Source organism: Bradyrhizobium sp. LHD-71, assembly GCF_031157255.1.
Taxonomy (GTDB): Bacteria; Pseudomonadota; Alphaproteobacteria; order Rhizobiales; family Xanthobacteraceae; genus P52-10.
Genome location: NZ_JAVIFX010000028.1, coordinates 38190 through 62820 on the forward strand (window position 1 = coordinate 38190; position 24631 = coordinate 62820).

The window sequence follows — 24631 nt, forward strand, 5'->3', positions numbered from 1 at the left end:
CGTCTACAGCGTCCGTCATGTGGATCGGAGGGGAAACATGGCATTCTCTACGCATTCACAGAGTGCGTGCGCAAAGATGATGTGTATTTCTTGGATGGTGCTGGTTATCTCGCTGGGTGCGAGCAAGCAATGGTCCGCTTCCTCGGCAGCGAGGCCGCCATTGCCACCCGAGAAGATGATCGTACGAATGTTCAGCTTGCGGCAAGTGCGCAGCGCTTCGAGAATGTTCCTCGAATTGCCGGACGTGGTTATTCCGAGAAAGATGTCCTTGGCCGTCATCTTTCCCTCGATCTGGCGGGAGAAGACCGCATCGAACCCATAGTCGTTCCCGATCGCGGTCAGGATCGACGTATCGACGGTCAGTGCCTCCGCTGCCAGGGGCGCGCGATCTCGGGCGAGCTTGCTGACGAACTCGGCAGCCAGGTGCTGGGCATCCGCCGCAGATCCGCCATTGCCGGCGATATAGAGACGGCCGCCGGACTTGTACGTAGCGACGACGACATCGGCAATTGCTTCGAATGCGGCAATCCGGTCCGGATCCGACAGGAGCGCTCGCTTCGCCTCGATCGAGGCCGTCAGCCTCGTCAGCAGGACTGCTCTCGCGGCGGTCATATCGGCACTCCGACGGGGTAGGAACCGGATCCCGATAGGCCGGCCGCGCGACACTGCTCGTGGGGCAAGTCAGAAACCCCGGCGTGGAGACGCGTATTCTTGCCGACCTTCAGGATTGCCTGCATGGCTGCTATCAATTCACCGCGTTGAGGATGGCGCAAATCTCATCGACCTCGTCAATTCTGAGATCGGGAAAATTGCCGATGTAGAAGCCGAAGAAGTGGATGTGATCGGTTTGCGGGAATTTCTTGTAATGTTCGGCCGGGACGAATGATTTCAGATACGGCTGACGAAGCTGATTGCCTCCGCCGGCGCTGCCTCTGCGAAACTCGATGCCGGCGGCGCGCATGGCCGACATCAGGCGTTCGGCGAGGTCCATATCGGGCTGACGCAGCACCAGATTGAAGGCGTAGTTGCTCGAGCCCTCTGTCTTGAAATCCGTACGGAACTTCTCGGGGTTGATGCGCGACAGGAAACGAAGGAAGTTCGCTGTCCGGAGCTCTACGTTGGCGTCGAGCCGTGGAAGTTGTCGCCGGCCGAGGATGCCCCCGATCTCCGTATTGCGCACGTTATAGGCGGCGTGAGCAAAGATGAAATCCGGATTCAGATCCGGGTGAGCCGCAACGTAGGACTCCTTGATGGCCGGGTCGTTGGCTTCTCGCACCATGCCGTGGGATCGCAGCATGCGTGCCGCTTGATAGGCCGCATGATCGTTGGTGCAGATCATGCCGCCTTCGATGGTCGTCATGTGGTGGGCATAATAAAAGGAGAAGTTCGATATCCAGCCGAAGCTGCCGAGCTTCTTGCCGCGATGCGTCGCGCCGTGAGATTCGCAAACGTCTTCGATCAGCGGAATTCCCGCTTTCTCGAGATGCTGGATCAGCTCGTCGGTCAGTCCGTCAAAGCCCTGCACATGGGTCAGAAATACGGCGCGTGTCCGTTCGGTGATGGCATCGATGATCTTCGTTGCATCCATCGCCAAGGTCGTCGGATCAATGTCGACGAACACCGGCGTGAAGCCGTTCTGGATCACCGACGCGACGTCCGAAATCCACGTGAGCGGCGGCACGATCACCTCGCCACCTTCGGGATGGCGAATCTTGAGAATGGCCATCGTCAGGAGATTGGCAGAGGCGCCGGAGTTGACGAGGACGCTGTACTTGGTGCCCAGCCACTCGTTCCATTCCTGCTCGAACGCGCGCACGTTCGGACCGTTGGTGAGGATCGGGTCGTCCTGCTTCAAGTGCTCGATGAGAGCGTCCAGATCTTCGCGCGCGATATTGTTGCGCATCAGGGGGAATTTCATTGTGGGCGACCACCGTTCAGGGGAGGGAGAGTCTTCGAAGAAGAAGCCGAAATCTGCAGCAGGCGCTTGGTCACCACGTCGGGGCCTATGCCGACTTGCTCATGCAATTCCGCTCGCGATCCGAGCTCGAAGCGATAGCCGCCTTCGACGCCGACGTTGATCAGCTTGGCGTCGAGCGCGCTATGTCCGAGGAAATTGTAGAGCAGGGCGTCGAGGCCGCCGCGGCCGGCGAATCCCTCTTCCATGCTGACGATGGTCTGGTACGGCGACAGCTCGTCGTGCAGAGCCTTCGCGGAAAAGCGAGCAAGGTCGAACAGGTCGACGAGGCCGACGTCAATTCCGGCTTCGCGTAGCCGGTCGGCGACGATGAATGCCGTGTGGACCATGTAACCCGTGGCGACGAGACAGATCTTCCGGCCGCGGCGGTGAGAGTGAAATCCCTTCGTGACGTCCGGCGGGCCGTCCGCGTACAGGACGGGCAGCACCTGCGCATCGAGGCGGAGATATTTGGGGCCGATCGTGCCGGCACATATTCCGAAGAGGTTTTCAGTGGTGATGTGATCGGATGGCGAGAGCACCTGGAAATTCGGCAGCCCGCGCATCAGCGTGATGTCTTCGTAACACTGGTGCGTCGGGCCGGACACGACATAGCTGTAGCCGGCGCCGACGCCGATCAGATTGACGTTCATCGGGCGGACCTCGGAGAGGAGAGCCAGGCTCACCCTGATCTGCTCGAAGCACCGCATCGTGATGAAGGGGGCGATCGCGTAGGCGAAGACCTTGTAGCCTTCGAGCGCAAGTCCCGCGGAGACGTTGATCAGATTTTGTTCGGCTACGCCGACATTCACGAACCTTGCGGGATGGTCGGCGCGAATACGATCCAGCACTGGGGACCCAAAGTCGGCCGAGACGAAGAAAATCTTCGGATCATGGGCCATGGCCCGATGTATCTGATCCAGCAGCGCATCGCGCATCGCTCGCGGTTTAACGCTCATCGGAGGCCTTCAGGAGTTCTTCGAGAAGTTCAGCTTTCGGCGCCATGATGTGAGAAAGAGCCTCGTTCTCCAGGCCGGGAACGCCGCGTCCTTTCAGCGTTCGTGCGACGAGCGCCTTCGGTCGTCCGTTACTGATCGCTTTCAGGCTCAACAGCTGCTCTTGCACGGCCAGCACGTCGTGACCATCGACCTCGAGGCATTGCCATCCGAACGCTTCGAGCCGCTTCACGAGTCCGGCGTGGGAAACGATGTCGTCGGTGAAGCCGAGCATCGCAATGCTGTTGTTGTCGACGATGAGGTGAAGATTGTCGAGCTCATGCTGGGATGCAAACATGATGGCTTCCCAATTGGCACCTTCATGCAGTTCGCCGTCTCCGCAGACCACGAAGACGCGCTGCTTCGAGCCGCCGCGCTTCAGCCCCAGCGCCATTCCCGCGCCGACACCGAGACCGTGGCCCAGAGATCCATTGACGGTTTCGTAACCAGGAATGATGGGATCGGGAATCCCTCCCAGGATGCCGCCGGCCTTGCAGACGCGATCGAGCTCGGCGGCCGGGAAAAAGCCGAGATCCGCCAGGATCGGGTACATGCAGATCGAGCCATGTCCCTTGCTGATCACGCAACGATCGCGGCCATCCCATCGGGGATCGGTCGGGTGGATATTCAGAACGCCCCCATAATACAGGGCGACGAAAATCTCGATGGAGGACAGTGAGGATGCGATGCGCGTCTCGGGGGCGCGACGGTGCACCGACAAGGTCTCCCTCCAGACCCACTTCGCCTTGTCGGGCAAATTGACGCTGTTGCTGATCAAGACACGGCCTCACTTGAACGATTCTGGTTGGGGGCATCGCTGCGGAGCGAACTGGACAGAGCATGGCTTTCGGGGGCGGGCCGGTGAGTCCGCGCGCATGCAAGTCCGCGAGGTTCGATGGAGGAAGCCGCTTCCGTCATGATGTTCATAAGCCGTTCGGTTGATAAAGGACCACGCGGCTGCCGGAATCTTCGAAATCGAACGGCACGTGAATCAGACCCTTCAGCTTTTCGCGGATCGCCGCGTGCCGCTCCGGCTTGGCGAAAAGGAGCATGAAGCCGCCGCCGCCCGCGCCGAGCAGCTTTCCACCGATCGCTCCGGCCTCACGCGCGGCGTCATAGATCGCGTCGATCTCGTCCGTCGTCACCTTGTCCGACAAGGTTCGCTTGGCGAGCCAGGCTTCATGCAGGAGTTCGCCGAATGCTTCGATCGGGAGCGAGCGGTTTACGAAGATCTCGAGGCCTTCGTCCACCATGGCACGCATGCGCTTCAGTCGCGCTGCACTGGCTGCCATGTTTTCGAGCTGGGATCTCGCTACATCGGAGGAAAAACGCGAAAACCCCGTGAAGCAGAGCATCAGATGGGACTTGAGCGCGGCCCTACGTTCGGGCGAAGCGATCACCGGCGACACGTCGAATGTCCCGTCTTCCCGGAATCTGACATAGTTCATGCCGCCGAAGGCGGAGATGATCTGGTCCTGGCATCCGACGTTCTCGTGAAGCAATTCCTGCTCGATATGGATCGCAGTCTTCGCCAACGCATCCTTGTTCGACATGGTGCCCCGCAGCGCTTGCAAGGCATGAAGCAAGCCTACGGTGAAGGAGGAGCTCGATCCAAGTCCTGATCGGGCGGGAAGGTCGCCGTCATGATGGATTTCAAGCCCTTCAGCCACACCTTCGTGTTGCAACGTCGCGCGTACCGCCGGATGCTTGATCTGGTCGATATTCGAGACGTTCTCGATGATCGAGTACACGATGCGATGCTTGTGCTCGAAAAATGGCGGGAGCCTTCGGCAGGTAATGTAGCAGTATTTGTCGATTGCAGTCGCGAGTACGGCCCCGCCATGTTCCTGGATCCAGGCGGGGTAGTCTGTACCCCCGCCAAAGAAGGAAACGCGGTACGGGGTCCTGGTGATGATCACTGTGGAACTCGTGCGGCTGGTCTGTGAGGCTCGACCTGACTCGAGGGAATAACATGCATGGGCACTGCTCAATCACCCAGCAATTTCCGCTTGAGCCGGATTTCCGACATCTGCTCGACGTTGCGACGTTCGGCCGTGCCGAACTTTCTTTCGACGAGTGCGAGATAGGACGGATCTCGGAAGTAGGTCTGCCACGCCTCGTCGCGAAACCTCAGGACCTCCGCGGCTGACAGATACTTCGTTCGCATCGGCACGCTCTCGTACGAAAGGAAAGCAAATTCTTCGAACTTCTGCGGCAGCTCCCATCCGTTCGTGCGCGCGGTGTAGTAGAGCGGGCTGCCCGGCAGGGCCTGGCAAGGATACATATTCGCCATTTCGGTGTTCAGCTCGAGGGCGAGAGCCAGCGTCTCTTGCATCGTTTCCTGAGTGTCTTCCGGGAAGCCGAATATGTAATTGCTGATGATGTTGATATCAGAGTCGCGGATCGTCTTGCAGACGTCTCGAATATTGACTTCCCGGAACGTTCCTTTCGAGACCTCCTGACGGACCATTTGGTTGCCTGCTTCGATGCCCAGCGCGAGCCAGTTGACCCCGGCCTGCTTGAATTTGTCGAGGACGTTCGCCCGAACGGTATCGATGCGGGAGTAGGTCCACATGTTGAATCCATAGCCTGACTGTATGCAGTCATCGAGGATCGGCGTGTAGTATTTGCGGTTCAGGAAGAACATCTCGTCGCTGATGCGCAAGGTCTTGACGCCCATATCGGCAAGCTTGCGCATTTCGCGGGCGACCCATTCCGGGCTCCAGAAGCGCATCCCGCGTGAATGCGAAGCATCCGTCCCCTCGTCATTGTTGACGCGGTTCACGATGTTGATCATGCAGAAATTGCAGGCGAACTGACATCCGAGCGACGTGTAGATCGCAGCGAACGGAGTTCGTTTGTCGTGGCTGAACCCGGCATGCCAGAAATGTGCGCGATAGAGATCGAGCGGCCTGTCGCGGGAGGGAAGCAGGTCCCAGGCATAGCCGGGAAGATCGACGTCCATGCGGTCTTGCGGAACGATCTGTTCGGGCGGATTCAAGATGAGCTCTTGCTCGGCCCCATTTGAAACCTTGTATCCTATTCCCTTGATGGTCCTAAGATCGCTCCTCAGATTGGAGCGAAGCAGGTTGTGCAGCGCGTAGACGCCCTCATTGAGCAGGACGATATCGACGCACCTGTAAGCGAGCACTTCCTTCGGGAGGGCACTGGTGTGTGAGCCGACAAAGCAGATGGGAGCCCCGACGCCGGCGGCCTTGAGCGCGTTCGACAGCTCCACGGCGCCGATCATGCTCGTGGTGCCGGAGTTCGGATTTTGCCCGTACAACACCATCACGATCAGGCGCGGCTTCGCGTCCTGAATGCGCGTCACCGTGCTTTGCAAGGACAGACGTTCCGCGTCGCCGTCGAGAATTCCGACCTCAAAACCCTTCGCTCGGCAGGACTCGGCAAGCAGGAGCGACCAGGTCGGCGGTTCGATAGCGGAAAACGTCTTTGCGAGCTCTTGATAGGCCTTTGCTGACGAGTCCGGCGTTACGAAAAGTGCGTCCATCCGCTGTCCCCAACTTCTGGGCGCCGTATATATGGAAACCAATTGGGGTGAAAGACAAGGCGATCAACCCGACGCGAATTTCGGTCAGAATGCCGCTTCAGGTCGATTCGGTGAACGGGGTCCATTCATGAAACCCATTGTTCCCACTGGTGCGTGATGGAAGTTTCGCCCTGGTCGGTGTCCTTAGCGAAAGTGTGGGCTAACTTTGGCTAAATTGGCGTCGGTTCAGGTGACATTGAAGATTCTGCTGAAATAGTATCTTGTCACTAGCCAGGCAAAAAGATACGCTCTCCACTTGATCGGTAAATCCGAATCAAGCAGGAAGCTGCGCAAGCAGAGCGAGATGATCGAAAACAGCCCCGGAGATGGGCATTCCGCTCGTCGTGGAGACGGGGCGGACGCGAGGGCCGTATTCGCGAGCAAGGCTTCCAATCGGTCGGCCTCGAGCCGGCGCGCTTCTCGAAGAGCTATGAAGGTGAGGTCGTCTCCAAATCGGGAGCGATCGGTATAGGTGGCGTCTAGCGCTTCGGGATGGTTGCGATAATGGAGGTGCTCGAAAACGAGGTCCTCCTCGTACATGATCCGTTGATGGCCACGTTTCTGCAGGCGCTTGAAGATGTCCATCAAATGCACATCGATGAAGGCGCCCTTGTACTCGATGGGATAGGCTACGGCGGGTGGGAGCCAAGCCCGGCGCGACAAGATCGGAAAAGTGCAGAGACTGGCCCCTTTGAACAGATCGTTCCCGTAGGCCAGGTAGACCCCATCCGGGTAACGAGCATCAAGTTCACGTACCTTGTCGTCCCATCCCTTGGTTCGGACGATGACGTCATCATTCACGGCAATGGTGATGTCGCCGGTAGCATGCTGGAAACAGATCGAATTGTAAGCGCCCATCGTCTGACGTGGGACGATGACGGTTTTCAGGGAAAGTTGGGTGAACGTAATCCCGTGGCTGCCGATGTCATCGTCGTCGACGCACAGGATGACCTCGATGAGTTCGGGATGGGTGCTCTCTGCCACCACGCTGCGGAGGAAACGCTCGACGAGCGTAGGCCGGCCGCGAGTCGGCAGCAGCAGAGAGATTCGCTTGTTCATCTACGTCCCAAATCCTGGTGCCTCCCGCGTGGGGATGGCGCCCTAAACGTAGCTTTGTGAGGGGAGTATAGCGATAAAGCAAGCCGTTTGCGCCCGAGTTCCGCCATGCGCTGAACATCGACCGCGCCGACTTTCGCCCAAAGTCATCTGGCTGACTGCAAGCCGATATTTCAAACGGCTCCGCCGAGCAATTGCGTCGCAGCTCGCTCCTCAGAGAACTGCAGGTCGATCATTCGACGCCGCAAGGTGTGGACAACCGGAATGTCGATGGCCGGGCTACGGCATGTATTAGTCCAATCCAAAGCGTTCACTCGAGCTTTGTGAGTGGATTTATCGATTGTTGATACGACCGGGCAACGGCCGCGATCGGTCCTTGTTCGACCAATTTGCCTTCATGCAACCAAATGCCCTCGACGCAAAGTGTTTGCAGATTCTGCAGGTCATGCGAAGCGACGATCAATGTACCTCCCCGGGCCGTATAATTAGACAGGTAATCTGCACATTTGGCCTGGAAAGCTGCATCACCGACAGCGAGAATCTCGTCGATCAACAGGACGTCCCGGTCTGCGTGTGCCAAAACCGCGAAAGCCAATCTCGCCGACATGCCGGCCGAGTAGGCCCGCATGGGCAGCTCGATCGCGGGCCCAAGCTCCGAAAACGCGACGATCGAATCGAATTTGCGTTTGATCTCATTGATCCGAAGGCCGAGAATCGAGCCGTTCAAGAAGATGTTTTCCCGGCCCGTGAGATCGGGATGGCAGCCCGATCCCAGCTCCAACATCGCGCCGATGCGTCCACTGCGCTCGATGGTGCCTCTATCCTCCTTGATCGTTCCGAGAAGTAAGCTCAGCAAAGTGCTTTTGCCGGTGCCGTTATGCCCAATGATCCCGAGCGATCGTCCTGCGTCCACCTTGAAGGTGATGTCTTGCAACGCCCAGCTTCGGGCGAAGCGCCCTTCTGGGGCCGCCACGCGCTTGCCGACCAGTCGCTCCTTGATGCCGAGCACCGAGTGATTGTGGTAGGTTTTCCAAACCCCATGTACCGCGACGACTGGCATCAGACCAACTCTGGAATCCGCATCGCAAGGCGTTGATAGACCCAGCAAGCAATCAAGGAAAACGCGACGATGGAGGCAGACACGCACGCAACGTGGTCCAAGGGGAGGATGCCGCCGGCAAACACGATCCGCCAGCTGTCGATGAGCCAGTACATCGGGTTCAGCTTGAAATAGAACTGATATTCGACCGGCACCATGTTCAACGGATAGACCATCGGCGTCGCAAAGAAGAGCGCCGAGAACGCGATGCCGATCAAATACTGAATGTCCCGGACGTAGACGTTGAGCACTGCTCCAATGACGGCTAGCGGAAACACGAAGAGCAGCTGCAAGGTCAGCATCAGAGGCATCTGCCACAGCAGTGTTAATGGGTAAATGCGCTCACCATTGATCGCCATGAAGAAGAAGATGACGGGAATGGCGAACATGAAGTGAAACATTTCCTGCATCACGTTGCTCAGAGGCAGAATTAGTTTGGGCAGCTTGACCCGCCGAACCAGCGACAGGTTGTTCGCGAAGCTGCCGGTACCCTGGATTGTCGACTGGCTCAGCCACCCCCAGGGGAACATGCCGGTCAGGATGAAGACGATGTAGTTCTCCATCTCCACGCGCATGATGAATTTGAAAGCGAGCCAATAGACCAATGCAAAGATGAACGGATTGGCGATCGCCCAGAGATAGCCGAGCACGCTGCGCTTGTAGCGTACCTTCAGTTCCTTGAGGGTCAGCAGGTAGAGGAGCTCGGCCCACTGGAGGTAGCGCTGGTCTTGCATCAGCTTGCCCGTCCTGCGGATATCAGGAGTTTGCGCACATGCTGGGCGAGCATATCGTTACGCGCGGTAACAATCTCGTTGTATCGCTTTAGCTTGGGCTCGACGAAGTTTCGGAGCCGACTTCGGTCATTGAACATCTCATACAACTCGACGAACGAAGCCGTGCCTTTGAACTCGAAACACACATCTTCAATCGGATTCTGGTGGAAATGATGGGTGAGAACCGGCAAATTGTGGTCGACCGACAAGGCACGAAAGAGTCTCGTGGGGCTGGAATAGGGCCAGGTGCGAGTTTGCGGCGGATGCAGCGAATAAGCGGCGCGGTTAGCTGGCTCGTCGGAGGCAAGGAAAGAGAACGGAAGCGCCTTGCAATAATAGAAGACATTCTGCAGCCCCAGCGTAGTCAGCTGTCGATTGATGCGTTCAATCCATTTCTGGCGATACCGTGTGACCGTGCCTGTGATTTCCATGAAGAGCTTCTTTTCCCGCATCAACTTGTCAATCACTGTCTCGGGATCCAACTCCGCATACAGGACGCCAAAATGCTCGAGAGGGCGCCTGCTTTCGCGGTTGGTGCCTTCAAAGACCTTTTCGTGGCTGGTGATTACAGCATCTGCGTGGTGTAGGGAGGCCATCAAGCCGAGGTAGCGCATGTGAAAGTAGATCGTGCGGTGGTTGCTGCGCAGAAACTCAACCCGCTGGCGCGAGAAGCGCTTGAAGAATATCCGCAGAATTAGCTGCGCGATGGCTGGCAATAGCTGTATGGCCAATAGCGGAGAATAGCACAATAGCCGTAGAACACTTCCAAAACCAATCTTGCCGAAGTCATCGCGAGCGAGCCGCAGGTAGACGTCGAACAAAGCGATTGTCGCGGCATCGAGAGGACCGCCGAAGTTGTTGAAGGACGTCACGCCCCAGTTGCGGACGGTGAACTCCGTCAACACAAAGATCATTCGGCTGTGCGGGTATGCTGTCTTGAAGTTTGCGATGCGCCGATTCTCGACGTAGTTCGTGAATTCGTCGATGATGACGTTGATCGCCTCGGGATCGAGAGTGGAGGAAACCTTCACGTCGATCCCGCGCTTCCCCATAATCGCAGCGATCAGAGTGATATAGTCCTCAATTCCGTCCAACTTGCCGTGGTTGCCGGTATATAGGCTCAGATATTTTGTGTCTGTCATACCTAACTATCTGTCCTTGGTTGACCGGGGCCGCAGAAAGACTGCATGAGCGGGCTGCTGTGTTGATATTCAGGTGTCGAGATAGTTCGCCGCATGCGATCCTGACGATAGGGGATCAGTGCTGGAGGCGGATGCCGGCGCTCCAAGAACTTGGTGGCCGGAAGTCTGCGGGGCTAACTTTCAGTGCCATGGAAAATCGGCTAATGGGCTCGGTGCGGCGCATGGACGGTGGTCCCGTTCGTCTTGTGGCTGTAATTGACGGTCATTTCAAGTAAGTCTACGCGCCGATAACGGGACAACTCTTGCCCCTAAGCTGGCGCGGTTCCTCCTTCCAGAGCTCGGCCAATGCGGCTGCGACGTGGTATCGATGGGTTCGATCTTGAGCGTTTTGACCGCACGACAGCGCTTTGAGGCCTTTCGGACATCTCGGTACTGGTTCGTTGCTGCGGATGTATTGGCCGCTTTGCTGTCGGCCACACTGCCTTGGTCGACGTCGGGCTTCTTGATTCTTCTGATCCCGCTGTTGGCGATCGTCTTGGGCAGCGCGGACGTCCCGCTTTTCACGCGCTCGTTCCGCCGGCCGGCCTCGCTCTTTCCTCTCGCGTTCCTGGCGTTGGCGGTCGTCGGCATCTCCTGGTCGGAGGCAGGGATGTCCGACGGGGTCCGCGGCCTCAGCCCGATGGTCAAGCTGCTGTTGTTTCCATTCCTCTTTTATTATTTCCAGAAATCGGAGCGGGCCCATTGGATCCTGGTCGCGTTCCTGGTGTCCTGCACCGTCCTCCTCCTGTATTCCTGGCTGGTCGTATTCCAGCCGACCCTGGCACTGAAGACCGGCCGATGTTGCGGCGAGGACTATGGCGTCCCGGTTCGAAACTACATCGATCAGAGCCAGGAATTTGCCGTTTGCCTGGTGGCATTGATCCTGGCGGCGCTGTACTCGGCTGAGCGCAAGGCCTGGAAATACGCGATGCTTGCATCCGCGCTCGGGGTGGGTTTTGCCGCTAATCTGCTATTCGTCGTGACATCGAGAACGGCGCTCGTTTGCATTCCCTTTATGCTTTTGGTGGTCGCCTGGCGACATGCTGGGAGCAAAGGCGCCTTAGCAATGACCATCGTCGGGGCGCTGGTACTCGCGATTTCATGGTTCTCGTCGCCTCATTTGCGCGCCCGCATTCTCTCCGTCGGCACTCAATTTGAAGAATACCGTAGCGCCGACATCCCGTCTTCTGTCGGAAAGCGATTGGAGTTCTGGCGAAAATCCATTGGCTTCTTCATCGAGAAGCCTTGGATCGGCCACGGCACGGGATCGGTCCGGGATTTGTTCGAGATTGCGGCAGTTGGCCATACTGGGGCTTCGGCTGAGATCATTGCCAATCCACACAATCAGACGCTGAGCGCGGCAGTCCAATGGGGGCTATTGGGCGTGCTGGTCCTCTACGGAATGTGGGGGGCTCATCTGCGGATGTTCGTCGGGTCGGGATACATCTCGGATTTGGGTCTGGTCGTCATCACACAAAACATCATCGGGTCAGTCTTCAACTCCCACCTGTCCGACTTCACCGAGGGGTGGATGTACGTGTTAGGGGTGGCAGCCTTGGCCGGCATCATCGCCAAGCGTGACAAAATGGAGCCGCACCGAGCCGATGTGGCCGCAACTGCCGGAAGCAAGTCGCTGAATTGAGTCGCTGTGGCCGTGCTTTCAGAGAGTCTGCCGACGGCACCGTCGTGTTGGTGCAGTTCGTCCGTCCGACGGGTGAGGCCGGCCGCGATGTTCATGCGCGCGTTGCGTGGAGTTCCTTGCTTCTGCAGCTGAATGGATGTGCATGTCCTGATGGCATATGAGCCGATCGTGCGGGATCACGTTGAAGCGATGACCGACAGGCCGGCAGAGCACGATTCACGATTGCTTCCAGAGCATCGTTATGTGTACTTTGTGCGCGCAAAGTGGACAAAGGCCACGCAAATTAGGGTTTTTGAGATATGCGCCCTTTGGTCGTGGGAGCGCCGCGAAGCGGTTTCGCGCTGCTGAGCAGCGTCATTTCGCAGCTGCTGCCGATGGACCCGTTGCGCTACGGCATCAAGCAGCGACTGGTCAACACGGCGGTCCGGCAGGCGCAGCACTATATCTCCACGGCCATTGAGGCCGCGTTCGCAGCGGCGGGCGTCGGCGATAGGTTGATCTACAACGGAAACTTCAAGACCGTCGCCGGTGGGCCGAAATGGTTGAAGGCGGATGATCCTTCCCGCGCGTGCTTCCGCAAATATCTTGGCGTCAAAGGCATGGGCGACTTCATCCTGGTAATTGCCCATCCGGCGGAGGTGTTGGAGACCGATGCGATCGTTCATTCTCACAGTCATCCGCGACTGTGGACTGAACTTGCGCAGTACCACGACTTTCGCAAATTCGCGTCCGTGCGCAATCCTATCGGCATCATCAACTCGTCCCTGTTCTCTCTCAATGCGTTGGCCAGCGAGTATATTCAGCGTTACGTCGATCCGCGCGATGACAACGATGAGATGCGGCAGAACCTGGCACTTTTCAAATTCACAAATCTCGACTTCTTCGCCGGTATCGTCCGTCACTATAAAGGCTACTTTGACGAGTTCTTGCCGGTCGCGGATCGTTTTCATGTGACGCGATGGGAAGATCTGATCGATCGCTCGGCAGAAACCATCCAGCGCGTGGCGCGGCAGGCAGGCCTTGTCATCGAGGCCGATCATGCCGGCCAGATTTGGCAGCGACTGGATCACATCAATCTCACCGGTCACCACGAGCACAACTACCGGCGCGGCAAGGGCTTGGTCGGCGATTGGAAGAATTGGATGACCAATGCGCATCTCGAGATCATCCGGGAGCATGGCCTCGAGGATGCCATGCAAGTATTCGGCTATGGCCGCATCGAGCCGCTCGATGAGGCACGGTACACGCCTTTCCAACGGCGCGTTGCGGAGCTGGTCTCCCGCGGAAAGGTGTTCGAGGACCACGCCGATCTCGATCTGTTCGGCTTTGCATTCAACAAGTCGAACATCGATGCCAGCGCGTTTGCCTTTCGACGATACGGATGGCGCGTCCATTCGACCGTCGAGCGTTCGGGCTTTTCGGACGAGGGCATCGTCATGGCAGTCTGGGAGGCGGCTGAAACGGCGGCCGGGGAACTAAATGCCGTACTGGATCACTTGCTGGCGGGTGACTATTCATCGGAGGCTCGCGCCACTGCCAGCGTCGAGGCGGCCATAGCCGCCTCCGCAGCTATGGCAAAGAGGATGCCGCGAGCCACGGCCGCGATGGTGAATGAACTGCAGGTCATGGTTCGACAGGCTTTCGCGGACGGTTCGGCTGAGGTGCTCGAGGTCGACCGCAGCGTGCCGCCACTGCTCATCCGCAGCTGGAACGAGTACAACATCGTTTCGCACCGCGGCCAGTTCAGCGCCATTCCGCAGGCCGTTGGTCCGATAGACCTGACGGACCGGGATCCGCACAGCATCCCCGGTTCAATCGTCCGGGATTCCTACGAATCCCTGCGCATCGCGTTGAGCGATGGCGTTGCAAACTGAATATGGAATAATCCGACACGATGCCTGAAAACGACCGCGCGCCGCAGAGAGGGCGCTCTCTCCAATTCGTTTCCGAGCCGGACCATGCGAACTCTTGGATAGGAGTCGCCCGCGGCCTGTTGGATGGCGGCTATCGAACTGTCACCGCGTACCTTCTAGACGATGCGGCCGCTGAGATTGCGTCAGCCCTTTCTTCGGAGTTCGGCGAAGCTTTCCGAGTATCGGAACGGAGGGGCCAGACGCCGACTTCGGCCGAGCCCGAAGCGTTCGATCCCTTCGACGCAATTCTCCTCATCGGTGGTGATGCAGAGACGGTCAGCGCCGCGCTGCTCGGCTATGTCGACCGCCGCGCGCCAGCTCTGGTTGCTCCGGTCACAGAACGTTACTATTCGAAGCTGCCGCTCTATTTGATATCGATCCCCAAGGCCGGCACACATCTCCTCTTTCGCTTGGCAGAAGCGCTTGGCTATGCGGCGGGGGGCGTCGCGCCGGACCGGCCGAAGGGCGGTCATTGGTACTATCTGCTTCACAGCAATGCGCATACCATGACGCGGGAGTTCTTCCGGGACGAGCTGCAGCGCGCGCCGTTCGGCAATCGGGCTCACCCCTTCATGCGGTCGCCTGCGCTCTTCAACTACCGCAATCCGTTCGACATATTGGTCTCCGAAGCGAATTATTGGCACATCGACGGCAACAGTCCTTTGTCGGTGCTGCTGGGACATCTCTCCTTCGAGGAACGCATTGCGCGGCTGATGGAGGATCGATGGCTGCTGGGCTCGGTCCGCGATCGGGTCGGCGAGTTTGCAGCCTGGCTGGACTGCGGAAACGTCGTCCCGATTTCGTTTGAAGAGATCGTTGGTGATGCCGGCGGCGGTTCGGACGAGGCATTCGAGGCGCTGGTGTGGTCGCTGCAGCTCAAATTGCACGCGCCTGGGATCACCCGGGATATCTGCGCCGCGGCATCCGGTCGTTCGAGCCCCACGTTCAGGGAGGGCCGCATCAACGGATGGCGGCAGGCCTTGTCGGCGGACGTCGTCCGTCAGCTCGAGGCACTCCCTCAGGACTTCATGGTGAAGTTCGGTTACGACGGCTCGTCGGTCCTGCCGCGTCACGTCGCGGCGTTTCGTCATCGGCCCCTGCGATTGATGTCGACCACGCACTTCTCCGTTCCGTTCCTGGTCGAGACGGATTTCCTCGACCACAACATTGTCTCATTCAACCAACGCTACTATGGAATTCCGTTCTCGGCTGGCAGCGCCGATCTCCGTCAGCTCTCCGCGGAGGAGCTCGCACGATTTGCGAACTCCGAAAGCTTGGCGTCGGTGCGTGCTCAAATCGTCGCGCGGGAGGTCGAACGACAGGTCGCGCCGATGGTCGGAGAGCTCGTCAAGTCCGAGCTGGAGAAGCTCCGCCGTCGCGGGCCGGATGATACCGGAGGGGAGCGTGCTTTCTCGAACGGTGGGATTTCAGCCGATGCGACTGAAGGCCGAACCGCCCCCGTTGTCTCACCTTCCGGCGGTGACGACAGAGTAGGCGAGATCCGACCGCTCGGAAGCTTTTTGAGGCACAACCTTTTCGAGCGTCGCGACGGCGTCATCGCCGTGCCGATGAGGATCGGTCCCGTCGATCCCAATCTCTACGATTTGAGATATGCCCCCGGCGTGATCGCCGAGCGCAGCTTGATGTCAGTCTACGCAAGCGTTCTGCGCGCCAGTTTTCGTTGGGTCTGCAGGCGAGCAAGACTGTGATGCGAGGGCTCGAGCCTTCTATCGTATCAGTCCAAGTTCGGTCAGCTTAGCAATCAGATGATGGGCCAGTTGCTCGGGCTGCTGGCCGACCGTGCGCAAATGAATCTCGGGAGTTTCGGGCGCTTCATAAGGCGCATCGAAGCCGGTGAAATTCTTGATCGCGCCGGCTTTCGCTTTTGCGTAGAGCCCCTTGGGATCGCGCCTTGCGCATTCCTCGATCGGCGTGTCGACGAAGACCTCGATGAACTCCCCATCAGCGACCAGTCGCCGTACCATTTCGCGCTCCGCCCGGTATGGCGAAATGAAAGAGCACAAGACGATCAATCCCGCATCCACCAGCAGCTTTGCCACTTCGCCGGCGCGCCGGATGTTTTCGACCCGGTCGGCCTCGGTGAAGCCGAGGTCACGGTTCAGCCCGTGCCTCACATTGTCGCCATCGAGCATCATCGTATGATGACCGGCGGCGTGAAGCTGCCGCTCGACGATGTTGGCGATGGTCGATTTACCTGCCCCTGACAGGCCGGTGAACCAGATGATGGCCGGCTTCTGTTGCTTGTGTGCGGCACGCTCGGCCTTTCCAACCAGCGTCGCCTGCCAGGGGATGTTGGTGCCGCGTCGCAGGCCGAAGGCGATCATGCCGGCGCCGAGCGTATCGTTGGTCAGCCGATCGATGATGATGAACGAGCCGGTCTTGCGGTTCTCTTCGTATGGATCGAACGCGACCGGCGTGCCGGTCGACAGGTTGCAGAAGCCGATGTCGTTCAGACCCAGTGTAGGGGCCGCGAGATGCTCGCGCGTATTGACGTCGATCTTGTATTTGATCCCGGTGACGGAGATCGGCGTGGTCTTGGTCCCGATACGGGCCAGATACGAACGGCCCGGGATGAGCGGTTGATCGCTCATCCAGATGATATGAGCAGCAAATTGATCCGAGACTTCGGGACGCGACGCCGAACTGACCAGGAGATCGCCGCGCGCGATGTCGATCTCATGCGCCAGGACCAGCGTGATGGCCTCGCCTGCGGTTGCCGACGATTGCGAGCCTTCATAAGTGAGGAGCTCCTTCACGCTTGAAGCATGGCCGGAGCCGGCCGCGATGATGGGGTCTCCGGGATGAATCGTGCCGGAGGCGACCGTTCCGGCAAAACCTCTGAAATCGGGTCCCGGACGATTGACCCATTGCACCGGAAACCGGAACGGCTTGTCGGCAGTTCCATGCGCGATGTCGACGGTTTCGAGGTATTCCAGCAGGGTCGGGCCACCATACCAGGGCGTCTTGCGCGACGGGCTCGTGACGTTGTCGCCGTCGCGGGCGGAGATCGGAATCGCTTCGATCGACGAGAAGCCCAGCTTCGATGCGAAGACGCGATAGTCCGAGACGATCCGCTCGAAAACGCTCGCCTGATACGCGACCAGGTCGATCTTGTTCACGGCGAGGACGACGTGGCGCAGACCCAGGAGTGAGCAAATCAGCGAGTGCCGACGTGTCTGGATCAGAACGCCTTTCCGGGCATCGATGAGCAGGATGGCAAGGTCGGAGTTTGATGCTCCGGTCGCCATGTTCCTCGTATACTGCTCGTGCCCGGGCGTATCCGCGACGATGAAGGATCGTTTCGACGTTCCGAAGAAGCGATATGCGACGTCGATCGTGATTCCCTGTTCACGCTCGGCTTCGAGGCCGTCGACGAGAAGGGCCAGATCGATGTCGTCGCCCGTCGTGCCATAGCGTGCCGAATCCTTAGCAAGCGCAGACAATTGATCCTGGAAGATCTGCTTGGAATCGTGAAGAAGACGCCCGATCAGCGTGGACTTGCCGTCGTCGACTGATCCGCACGTCAGGAGTTTGAGAAGGTCCTTGCTCGCGCGCTCTCCGGCAACGTCGACGCCGTCCATCAAAAGTAACCCTCTCGCTTCTTCTTTTCCATCGAGGCGGTCTCGTCGCTGTCGATGAGGCGGCCCTGACGTTCCGACAGACGCGTCGATCGCATCTCGGACAGAACATCTTCAAGGGTCGTGGCGTCGGATTCGATGGCCCCCGTCAACGGATAGCATCCGAGGGTTCGAAATCGCACACGCCGCATCTCCGGCTGCTCGCCGGGCGCGAGCGGCAGACGATCGTCGTCCACCATGATCCAGGCATCGTCGCGCCGCACCACGGGGCGTTCTTTGGCGAAGTAGAGCGGCACCACGGGAATTCTTTCCAGCATGATGTAGTGCCAGATGTCCAGTTCGGTCCAATTAGACAGTGGAAACACGCGGATGGTTTCGCCCGGCCGAATCCGCATGTTGAACAGGTTCCACAATTCGGGACGCTGATTGCGTGGATTCCACACATGCCCCTGCGAGCGGAAGGAGAAGATGCGTTCCTTGGCTCGGCTCTTCTCCTCGTCTCTCCGCGCTCCGCCAAATGCCGCGTCGAAGCCATGGAGGTCCAGCGCCTGCTTGAGCGCTTCCGTCTTCATGATCTGGGTATGCGCGGAAGATCCGGAGGCGATGGGGCTGATGCCACGCGCCAATCCGTCCTGGTTGGCATAGATGATCATATCGAGCCCGAGCCGACGCGCCGTTTCATCACGGAACGCGATCATCTCCCGAAACTTCCATGTCGTGTCGACATGAAGAAGAGGAAAAGGCGGCCTCGCCGGATGGAATGCCTTGATGGCAAGGTGCAGCATCACGCTGGAGTCTTTGCCGATCGAATACAGCATCACGGGTGACCTGAACTCGGCAATCACCTCGCGCATGATCTCGATGGATTCCGCTTCCAGGCTCCTAAGATGCTTTGGCAGCGCGCGTCGCGGAATCTCATCCTGTGATATTGAAGTATCCATCACGTATGATCGTCTGCTGCTCTTGTTGGGCTCGGAATATCCCGTGTCCGCCGGCGACTTACCCTTGAGTTCGGACCCACAGCTGTAGAGGAGGTGCTCGTCCTTGGCGAGGGAGCATCTCTTCGCCGCCTCGATGGCGCCAGCGATCGCCGGGATCTGGTGCGGGCGGCCGGACTCGAACCGGCACAGGCCTTGCGGCCCCACGGATTTTCTTACCACTTCGGCTTTCGCCGCCGCCCACCCGGCGTTCGTGGTCTGGACTATCCCTTCACCCTGGCGCTTGTCCGCTGTAGGTGCTGCCCGTCTAGTCTCTACACCTTCCCCCTGACGGGGGCTTGGCTCGGGATTGCCAGTGAAGGTTTCCCCGACTTTGAGCAGTTCTGCTCCCAGGGTTTCCCCCAGGGCACTCAATGGCTTAAGTCCGATGCGTCTACCAGTTCCGCCACGCCCGCATCGGCCCATCTATACGGCGCAAATAGTCTAAGGCAAAGAGAATACAGTTGTTTTCGCACACGCTTTGAGCGCTGGATCGGCCCGCTTGATCGAACGCTCGTTGCGATTCCCGCGTCGGCCGACCGATCCCGCCACGGAAGCCTCAATCCGGACATCTGTTGTTGCTTTAGGCATTCGCAATTTACGGGGACTATTCATCCGGCATGGCTGCTTCGTTTTCATGTTTTCTGCGCGGCTCCGTCGCGCTGCTGGCGCCGCTTGCGGCTGGCCTTGCGCTGTCCGGCTGCGCCGGCATGAGCGAGACGGTCGCGCCGGCCTTTGCCGATCCCGGCAAATACGAATTGTACGACTGCAAGCAGCTCGAGGCGGAGCGCAAGGCGCTGGCCGCCCGCACGGCCGATTTGCAGCGGCTGATGGACAAGGCAGAGACCGGCGTCGGCGGGGCCGTCGTCTCCGAGCTCGCCTATCGCAACGAGTACGTTGCGGTGCGGGGCCAGTCGCAACTGGTCGAGGACGCCTGGCGCCGCAACAGGTGCCGGGAAACGCCGCCGAATGCCGCGCCGACGGCGCCCGCTCCGCAGCCGCCGGTGATCAAACCCGCTCCGAGATCCGGCAGCGCCGCGCGCTGAGCCGCCGCAATCGCTTCACGGCCGCCAATTGTAGATCCAGTCCTGCCGCGCCAGCATCCGGTCCGGGCCGAGGGCGCGGATCGCAAGATCGCGCGCGACCGCGAGCGGCCCGGTGAAATGATAGATGCGACCCTGCTGCCGCGCCGTCCGCTGCACCCGCCGCACGCGCGCCTGGCGTGCCCGGCCGTATTGCGTCAGCGCGGCCGTGATGTCCGCAGTGCTTTCGGCGGTCTCTAGGCTCAAATGCCGGGCGAGCACGGCGGCATCCTCGATCGCCATGCCGGCGCCTTGCGCCGCGAACGGCAGCATCGCATGCACGGCATCGCCGAGCAGCCCGATCGGCCCGTTGCTCCAGGGACAGCCGTCGGGAACGCCGAACAGCGCCCATTTGCGCCAGCTGTCGACCGTGGCGAGCATCATCCGCGCCGAGGCCGGCCAATGGGGCGCGGCGAAGGCGTCCATCACCTCGCGCCGATCGCCGGGCGTGCTCCAGCCCGGCCTGTTCCATGTGCCCGGCAGCACCGCGACCACGTTGATCTGGCGTCCGCCCGCGATCGGATAGGCCACGAGATGGGCGTTGCGGCCCATCCAGAGCTGCACCCGGCGTGCGGTGTAATCCTTCGGCAGCTGCGTGGCATCGAGCGTGCCGCGCCAGGCGATCAGGCCCGAGAAGCGCGGCTGCACCTCGGGAAACAGATGCTGGCGGACCGTCGACCAGATGCCGTCGGCGCCGATCAATGCGCTCGCCAGATCGCTGCGGCGGATCGTGCCGCTGCGATGGACCACTGTCAGCCCCTTGGCGTGCGGCGCGACGTCCTCGAAGGTCGCGCCCAGCTTCAGGTCGATGTCGGGATGGTCGGAAACGGCGTCGGCGAGCATGGATTGCAGGTCGGCGCGGTGCACCACCCAATAGGGGGCGCCGGCGCGCAAGGATGCAGCTTCACCGAGCGGCATGCGGAGCAGCTCGCCGCCGGCCCGGGCGCTCATGATCGAGACCGCCTCCGGCGTCACGGCGCGCTCCTTGAGCCGTTCGGCGAGGCCGAGCTCGACCAGCACGCGGCTGGCATTGGGGGAGAGTTGCAGGCCGGCGCCGACTTCCTCGAGCCGCTCGGCCTTTTCCAGCACGACGATGCGAAAGCCGCGGGCCGCGAGCGCAAGTGCGGCCGTCAGTCCACCGATGCCGGCACCGGCGATGACAATCGTTCGGGAGAGCGCCACCCCTGACCGATGCGGGCGGTCAGGCCACCTTGTCCTTCAGCACGCATTCCGGCGGGCGGGCTTCGCCCGGCTTCAGGTCGGCCGCGAAGCGGTACAGCGTCGAGCAATAGGGGCAGATGATCTCGTTGTCGTTGCCGAGGTCGAGGAAGACGTGCGGATGATCGAACGGAGGGTTGGCGCCCACGCACATGAACTCTTGCGAGCCGATCTCGATGACGGGAACACCGGCATCGTTGTGGAAGTGCGGGACGACATGGTCGGACATCGTAACTCATCCTGGAGTGGCAATGGCGGCAGATACAATCAAAACTGACGCGGCATCATTATGGCGCCGCGGACCATACTGGCGGGTGGTGATGATTGCTAGTCCAGCGGAACCGAAAGCTCCGCAACGCCCCATGCTCATTTGCTCATGCAAATTCGACACAATCTTGCGGCCTGAGAGAAGCCCTTCTTTCGTCGGGGACGTTGTGTCGCAATTTTGGCGTACTATGTCTGTGGGACGAACGCAGTTGCGACCAAAGACGACGCGTCAGGCGTCAACGATTTCAGGACCTTCCAGGTTTTTCCGCATGAAATGGCTGCGAATCAGCACAGCGTTGGCCGGTATCGCGGCATGCAGCTTCATGCTCGCGCAGGTAGCACCATATGCCCGCGAGGCCGGCGCCATCCTCGCCGCGCAGGACGATCCGGTCGCGCTCTCCGAGCTCAAGCTCGACGTGCTGCTGCGGCAGAACGAGCGCCTGGTCCAGGACAACATCGAGGCTGCGCTCGCATCTGGCGATGCCGATCTCGCCGACAGTTTCGTCGCACTCGCGCGTGACCGCAACATCGCGCTGCCGGATGACCTCATCAGCCGCGTCAGCGATGCGGTCAAGGCGGAGAATTCCACCTCGCAATTCGCCAAGCGGTTTGCCACCGGTCTCGTCACCGGCAATGCCGAGGACGTCGCGAGCCTGTCGGGAACGGTGGCCGGCGATCTCTTCGTGTTCGGCGACATCAGGGACATCGTCCGCGAGGGCAAGCACCTCGCCATGGGCGAGGACACCGACCGCCTCGTGCTCGGGCTTGCGGCGGCGGGGCTCGCGGTGACCGCGGCAACCTATGTGTCCGTCGGCGGCGCCGCGCCGGTGCGCGCCGGGCTGACGCTGGTGAAGGACGCGCGCAAGGTGGGGCGGCTCGGCGAGGGGCTTGCCGCCTGGGCCGGCCGGTCCGCGCGCGAGGTCGTCGACACGCCGATGCTTCAGAATGCGGTGGCCAAGGGTTCGGTGCTGCGCCCGGGCGAGACCGTGCGCGCGATCAAGGCTGCGTTCCGTGCCGAGAAGGCGGGTGCGCTGGTCCGGCTCGGTAAGGACGTGACGCGTGTTGCCGGCAAGACCGGCACACGCGGGGCGATGGACACGTTGCGGATCGCCGAAGGTCCCAAGGACGTCGCGCGCGCGGCGCGGCTCGCGGAAGCCCAAGGCGGCAAGACCCGCGCCATCATCAAGCTGCTGGGCCGCGGCGCGCTGCTGCTCGTCGGCGGCATGTTCGATCTGGCGCTCTGGCTGTTCGGTGCGGCGCTGACGCTGTTCGGCCTGTTGTCCTCGATCAAGGTCACCACCGAGCGCCTCACGCAGGCCTGGTGCGATCGCAGGCGCGCGCGCCGGCTCCGCCGGGCGCAGATGGCGGCGGAGGCTGCTTTGGCGGATGCAGGCCTTCGGGCCTAAACGCGACCAGATTGCGGTCATTCGGAGCCGCGCTCCAGGCTATTGTTTGAGCACATGATCTCCACGCAAACGCGTTCCGCGTGTGCCGCGCGCAAAAACCGCTGCACAACTTTCCGGATCGTGCTCTAAGATCGGCTTGTCCCCCCTCGAGACCTCCGGAACTGATGATGCCGAGCTTCAACAACGGCGCCGTTGAAATTGCCTATCTCGACGAAGGCGAGGGCGAGCCGATCATCCTCGTGCACGGCTTTGCCTCCAGCAAGAACGTAAACTGGGTCTATCCGACCTGGGTTTCGGAGCTGCGCAAGAACGGCCGCCGCGTCATCGCGCTCGACAATCGTGGCCACGGCGAGAGCGCCAAGCTCTACGAGCCCGCGCAATATTCGATTCCCGTCATGGCCGGCGACGTGCTGGCGCTGATGGATCATCTCGCCATCCCGCAGGCCGACATCATGGGCTATTCGATGGGCGGGCGGATGACGGCGTGGCTCGCGCTCAATGAGCCGCATCGCCTGCGCTCGGCGATCCTCGGCGGCATCGGCATCGGCGGGCTGATCGAAGGCACGGGCCCCGGCGAGAATGTCGCGAAGGCGCTGGAGGCGCCCTCGCTGGACGACGTCACTGATCCTATGGGCCGCACCTTCCGCGCCTTCGCGGACCAGACCCGCTCCGACCATCGTGCGCTGGCCGCGTGCCTGCGCGGCACGCGCGATCTCATGACGAGGCAGCAGGCCGCACGCATCGAGGTGTCCGTGCTGATCGCGGTCGGCACCGCCGACGACGTCGCGGGCTCCGCGAGCGCGCTCGGCGCGATCATCCCGGGCGCGCAAGTGCTCGACATCCCGAACCGCGATCACATGCGCGCGGTCGGGGACAAGGTCTACAAGACCGGCGTGCTGGAGTTTTTGTCACGGCGGGGGTGAGGCGGCAAAGGGCCAAGAGGGGTCTTCGCCTACGCTGCCTTGTCGCTGAACGCGGCGGGAAGCGTGTTGAGGAATGACATCACGCGCTGCGTGCGCAGGGGAGGGCGGCGGCCCGAGGTGCGCACCATCCATAAGGGTTCCCCTGGGACGCGCCAAGACTCCAGAACCTCGACCAGCCGGCCGGCGCGAAGGTCTTCGGTGACGAGCCATGCTGGCCCCCAGCCAATTCCAAAGCCGCTCGTGATCAAGTCGAGCGTAGCATGCGCGTCGTCGCAAATGTGCTTGGGCTTGGGCGTGACGCGAATGGGTCCTTTGCCGCGCGGGTCGGCGAAGCGCCAAGTCAGGATCTGACCGGTCGCGGGATTGCGGAAGCCGACATGGTCGTGCGCGGCAAGCTCGTAAGGCGTGACCGGCACGCCGCGCGCCTTCAGATAGACAGGCGAGGCGCAAGCGATCCAGGAGAACGTGCAAAGCCGCCGTGCCTGATGGCCCGGCGCGCGGTCGAGTGGCCCCGAGCGGATAGCGATGTCGACGCCTTCCGCTGCGAGATCGAGGATCTCGTTGCGGAATTTAACCTCGATCTCGATTTCCGGCCGCTCCCGCAGGAACGCGGGCAGTCGCGGCAGGATGCAGGCGCGGGCGAAGGAGGCGGGGGCGGTCACGCGCACCCGACCGCCATCGTCGCGCGCGACGTCGCCGAGCGCGGATTGGACGCGGGCGAGACTTTCGACCAGCGCGCGACCCGCCGTCATGAGCCTGTCGCCCTCTTCGGTCAGCGCCAACGAATGGGTGGAGCGATGCAGGAGCCGCAACCCGTGAGCCTTTTCGAAGCGGGCGACCGCCTTGGACATCGCCGAGGTCGTCGTCCCCGCCCGCCGCGCGGCTTCTGCGAAGGAACCCGCCTCGACGACGCGGACGAAGGCGAGGAGACGTGAGAGATCGGGAGGGAAAGTTGTTGTGGACATTCAGTCCACATAATCATGGCCGCAGGGTCAC

The 24631-nt window shown here is 60.7% G+C and carries 21 protein-coding genes; 6 read left to right on the forward strand and 15 right to left on the reverse strand.

The window, feature by feature from the left end:
• Positions 1-15: 15 nt before the first annotated feature.
• The 10 genes from RCO31_RS26615 to RCO31_RS26660 all read right to left on the reverse strand — a co-directional run bounded on the left by RCO31_RS26615 (position 16) and on the right by RCO31_RS26660 (position 10569).
• Complete coding sequence (locus RCO31_RS26615; protein WP_145640609.1) at positions 16-612, reverse strand: SIS domain-containing protein; 597 nt, start codon at positions 610-612, stop codon at positions 16-18.
• Between the two features lie 133 nt (positions 613-745).
• Positions 746-1918 (reverse strand): DegT/DnrJ/EryC1/StrS aminotransferase family protein, encoded by a 1173-nt coding sequence (locus RCO31_RS26620; RefSeq protein ID WP_208750624.1) that lies wholly within the window; start codon positions 1916-1918, stop codon positions 746-748.
• Positions 1915-2913, reverse strand: a complete 999-nt coding sequence (locus tag RCO31_RS26625) for a transketolase family protein (RefSeq protein WP_145640611.1) — start codon at positions 2911-2913, stop codon at positions 1915-1917. Before RCO31_RS26625 ends, RCO31_RS26620 begins: the two co-directional genes overlap by 4 nt.
• Entirely contained in the window at positions 2903-3727 is an 825-nt protein-coding gene (locus tag RCO31_RS26630) for a transketolase (RefSeq protein WP_145640613.1), read from the reverse strand. The genes RCO31_RS26625 and RCO31_RS26630 overlap by 11 nt, the downstream gene beginning before the upstream one ends.
• Before the next feature lie 145 nt (positions 3728-3872).
• Positions 3873-4868, reverse strand: coding sequence for a kinase (locus RCO31_RS26635; protein WP_145640615.1), 996 nt, complete (start codon positions 4866-4868; stop codon positions 3873-3875).
• Between the two features lie 68 nt (positions 4869-4936).
• Positions 4937-6460: a B12-binding domain-containing radical SAM protein gene (locus RCO31_RS26640; protein WP_145640618.1), complete on the reverse strand. Its 1524-nt coding sequence runs from the start codon at positions 6458-6460 to the stop codon at positions 4937-4939.
• Positions 6461-6685: 225 nt separating this feature from the next.
• Positions 6686-7558 (reverse strand): glycosyltransferase family 2 protein, encoded by an 873-nt coding sequence (locus tag RCO31_RS26645; protein ID WP_145640621.1) that lies wholly within the window; start codon positions 7556-7558, stop codon positions 6686-6688.
• Positions 7559-7865: 307 nt separating this feature from the next.
• The gene (locus RCO31_RS26650) at positions 7866-8615 is read right to left on the reverse strand and encodes an ABC transporter ATP-binding protein (RefSeq protein ID WP_145640624.1); all 750 of its coding nucleotides are present in this window, start codon (positions 8613-8615) and stop codon (positions 7866-7868) included.
• Positions 8615-9388 (reverse strand): ABC transporter permease, encoded by a 774-nt coding sequence (locus RCO31_RS26655; protein WP_145640626.1) that lies wholly within the window; start codon positions 9386-9388, stop codon positions 8615-8617. The genes RCO31_RS26650 and RCO31_RS26655 overlap by 1 nt, the downstream gene beginning before the upstream one ends.
• Entirely contained in the window at positions 9388-10569 is a 1182-nt protein-coding gene (locus RCO31_RS26660; RefSeq protein WP_145640628.1) for a hypothetical protein, read from the reverse strand. The genes RCO31_RS26655 and RCO31_RS26660 overlap by 1 nt, the downstream gene beginning before the upstream one ends.
• A 367-nt stretch (positions 10570-10936) precedes the next feature.
• Here RCO31_RS26660 and RCO31_RS26665 point away from each other — a divergent pair, with 367 nt between their 5' ends.
• The 3 genes from RCO31_RS26665 (at position 10937) to RCO31_RS26675 (ending at position 15872) form a co-directional block, all read left to right on the forward strand.
• On the forward strand, positions 10937-12250 hold the full coding sequence (locus RCO31_RS26665; RefSeq protein ID WP_145640630.1) for an O-antigen ligase: 1314 nt from the start codon (positions 10937-10939) through the stop codon (positions 12248-12250).
• Positions 12251-12549: 299 nt separating this feature from the next.
• Positions 12550-14124, forward strand: coding sequence for a sulfotransferase domain-containing protein (locus tag RCO31_RS26670; protein ID WP_145640632.1), 1575 nt, complete (start codon positions 12550-12552; stop codon positions 14122-14124).
• A gap of 119 nt (positions 14125-14243) precedes the next feature.
• Positions 14244-15872, forward strand: a complete 1629-nt coding sequence (locus tag RCO31_RS26675) for a hypothetical protein (RefSeq protein ID WP_145640634.1) — start codon at positions 14244-14246, stop codon at positions 15870-15872.
• An 18-nt stretch (positions 15873-15890) separates the two neighbouring features.
• On the opposite strand, the gene cysN is transcribed toward RCO31_RS26675, so the two are convergent.
• Positions 15891-17765, reverse strand: a complete 1875-nt coding sequence (cysN, locus tag RCO31_RS26680; protein WP_145640636.1) for a sulfate adenylyltransferase subunit CysN — start codon at positions 17763-17765, stop codon at positions 15891-15893.
• Positions 17765-18703, reverse strand: coding sequence for a sulfate adenylyltransferase subunit CysD (gene cysD / locus RCO31_RS26685; RefSeq protein ID WP_145640742.1), 939 nt, complete (start codon positions 18701-18703; stop codon positions 17765-17767). The genes cysN and cysD overlap by 1 nt, the downstream gene beginning before the upstream one ends.
• Before the next feature lie 656 nt (positions 18704-19359).
• On the opposite strand from cysD, the gene RCO31_RS26690 reads away from it, so the two are divergent.
• Positions 19360-19785, forward strand: coding sequence for a twin-arginine translocation pathway signal (locus RCO31_RS26690; RefSeq protein WP_145640638.1), 426 nt, complete (start codon positions 19360-19362; stop codon positions 19783-19785).
• Positions 19786-19800: 15 nt separating this feature from the next.
• Here RCO31_RS26690 and RCO31_RS26695 read toward each other — a convergent pair whose 3' ends face one another.
• Together RCO31_RS26695 and RCO31_RS26700 are read right to left on the reverse strand one after the other, a co-directional pair.
• On the reverse strand, positions 19801-21003 hold the full coding sequence (locus RCO31_RS26695; protein WP_145640640.1) for an FAD-dependent monooxygenase: 1203 nt from the start codon (positions 21001-21003) through the stop codon (positions 19801-19803).
• A gap of 19 nt (positions 21004-21022) precedes the next feature.
• The gene (locus tag RCO31_RS26700; protein WP_008562814.1) at positions 21023-21268 is read right to left on the reverse strand and encodes a zinc-finger domain-containing protein; all 246 of its coding nucleotides are present in this window, start codon (positions 21266-21268) and stop codon (positions 21023-21025) included.
• A 307-nt stretch (positions 21269-21575) separates the two neighbouring features.
• Between RCO31_RS26700 and RCO31_RS26705 the strand changes: the two genes are divergently transcribed.
• Positions 21576-22712 carry a hypothetical protein gene (locus tag RCO31_RS26705; protein WP_145640641.1) on the forward strand — a complete coding sequence of 379 codons (1137 nt, stop codon included), beginning with the start codon at positions 21576-21578 and terminating at the stop codon, positions 22710-22712.
• Between the two features lie 167 nt (positions 22713-22879).
• A complete protein-coding gene (locus tag RCO31_RS26710) occupies positions 22880-23635 on the forward strand; it encodes an alpha/beta fold hydrolase (protein ID WP_145640643.1) in 756 nt (251 codons plus the stop codon).
• Between the two features lie 29 nt (positions 23636-23664).
• Here the strand turns inward: RCO31_RS26710 and RCO31_RS26715 are convergent, their stop codons facing one another.
• Entirely contained in the window at positions 23665-24600 is a 936-nt protein-coding gene (locus RCO31_RS26715; protein WP_145640645.1) for a LysR family transcriptional regulator, read from the reverse strand.
• Positions 24601-24631 lie beyond the last annotated feature (31 nt).

Excerpts from the sequence above, each read along its gene's own strand:
- RCO31_RS26615 (WP_145640609.1), bottom strand. The coding sequence starts at position 612 with ATGACCGCCGCGAGAGCAGTCCTGCTGACGAGGCTGACGGCCTCGATC.
- RCO31_RS26620 (WP_208750624.1), bottom strand. The coding sequence starts at position 1,918 with ATGAAATTCCCCCTGATGCGCAACAATATCGCGCGCGAAGATCTGGAC.
- RCO31_RS26625 (WP_145640611.1), bottom strand. The coding sequence starts at position 2,913 with ATGAGCGTTAAACCGCGAGCGATGCGCGATGCGCTGCTGGATCAGATA.
- RCO31_RS26640 (WP_145640618.1), bottom strand. The coding sequence starts at position 6,460 with ATGGACGCACTTTTCGTAACGCCGGACTCGTCAGCAAAGGCCTATCAA.
- RCO31_RS26645 (WP_145640621.1), bottom strand. The coding sequence starts at position 7,558 with ATGAACAAGCGAATCTCTCTGCTGCTGCCGACTCGCGGCCGGCCTACG.
- RCO31_RS26650 (WP_145640624.1), bottom strand. The coding sequence starts at position 8,615 with ATGCCAGTCGTCGCGGTACATGGGGTTTGGAAAACCTACCACAATCAC.
- RCO31_RS26655 (WP_145640626.1), bottom strand. The coding sequence starts at position 9,388 with ATGCAAGACCAGCGCTACCTCCAGTGGGCCGAGCTCCTCTACCTGCTG.
- RCO31_RS26660 (WP_145640628.1), bottom strand. The coding sequence starts at position 10,569 with ATGACAGACACAAAATATCTGAGCCTATATACCGGCAACCACGGCAAG.
- RCO31_RS26665 (WP_145640630.1), top strand. The coding sequence starts at position 10,937 with ATGGGTTCGATCTTGAGCGTTTTGACCGCACGACAGCGCTTTGAGGCC.
- RCO31_RS26670 (WP_145640632.1), top strand. The coding sequence starts at position 12,550 with ATGCGCCCTTTGGTCGTGGGAGCGCCGCGAAGCGGTTTCGCGCTGCTG.
- cysN (WP_145640636.1), bottom strand. The coding sequence starts at position 17,765 with ATGGACGGCGTCGACGTTGCCGGAGAGCGCGCGAGCAAGGACCTTCTC.
- cysD (WP_145640742.1), bottom strand. The coding sequence starts at position 18,703 with ATGGATACTTCAATATCACAGGATGAGATTCCGCGACGCGCGCTGCCA.
- RCO31_RS26690 (WP_145640638.1), top strand. The coding sequence starts at position 19,360 with ATGGCTGCTTCGTTTTCATGTTTTCTGCGCGGCTCCGTCGCGCTGCTG.
- RCO31_RS26700 (WP_008562814.1), bottom strand. The coding sequence starts at position 21,268 with ATGTCCGACCATGTCGTCCCGCACTTCCACAACGATGCCGGTGTTCCC.
- RCO31_RS26705 (WP_145640641.1), top strand. The coding sequence starts at position 21,576 with ATGAAATGGCTGCGAATCAGCACAGCGTTGGCCGGTATCGCGGCATGC.
- RCO31_RS26710 (WP_145640643.1), top strand. The coding sequence starts at position 22,880 with ATGCCGAGCTTCAACAACGGCGCCGTTGAAATTGCCTATCTCGACGAA.
- RCO31_RS26715 (WP_145640645.1), bottom strand. The coding sequence starts at position 24,600 with ATGTCCACAACAACTTTCCCTCCCGATCTCTCACGTCTCCTCGCCTTC.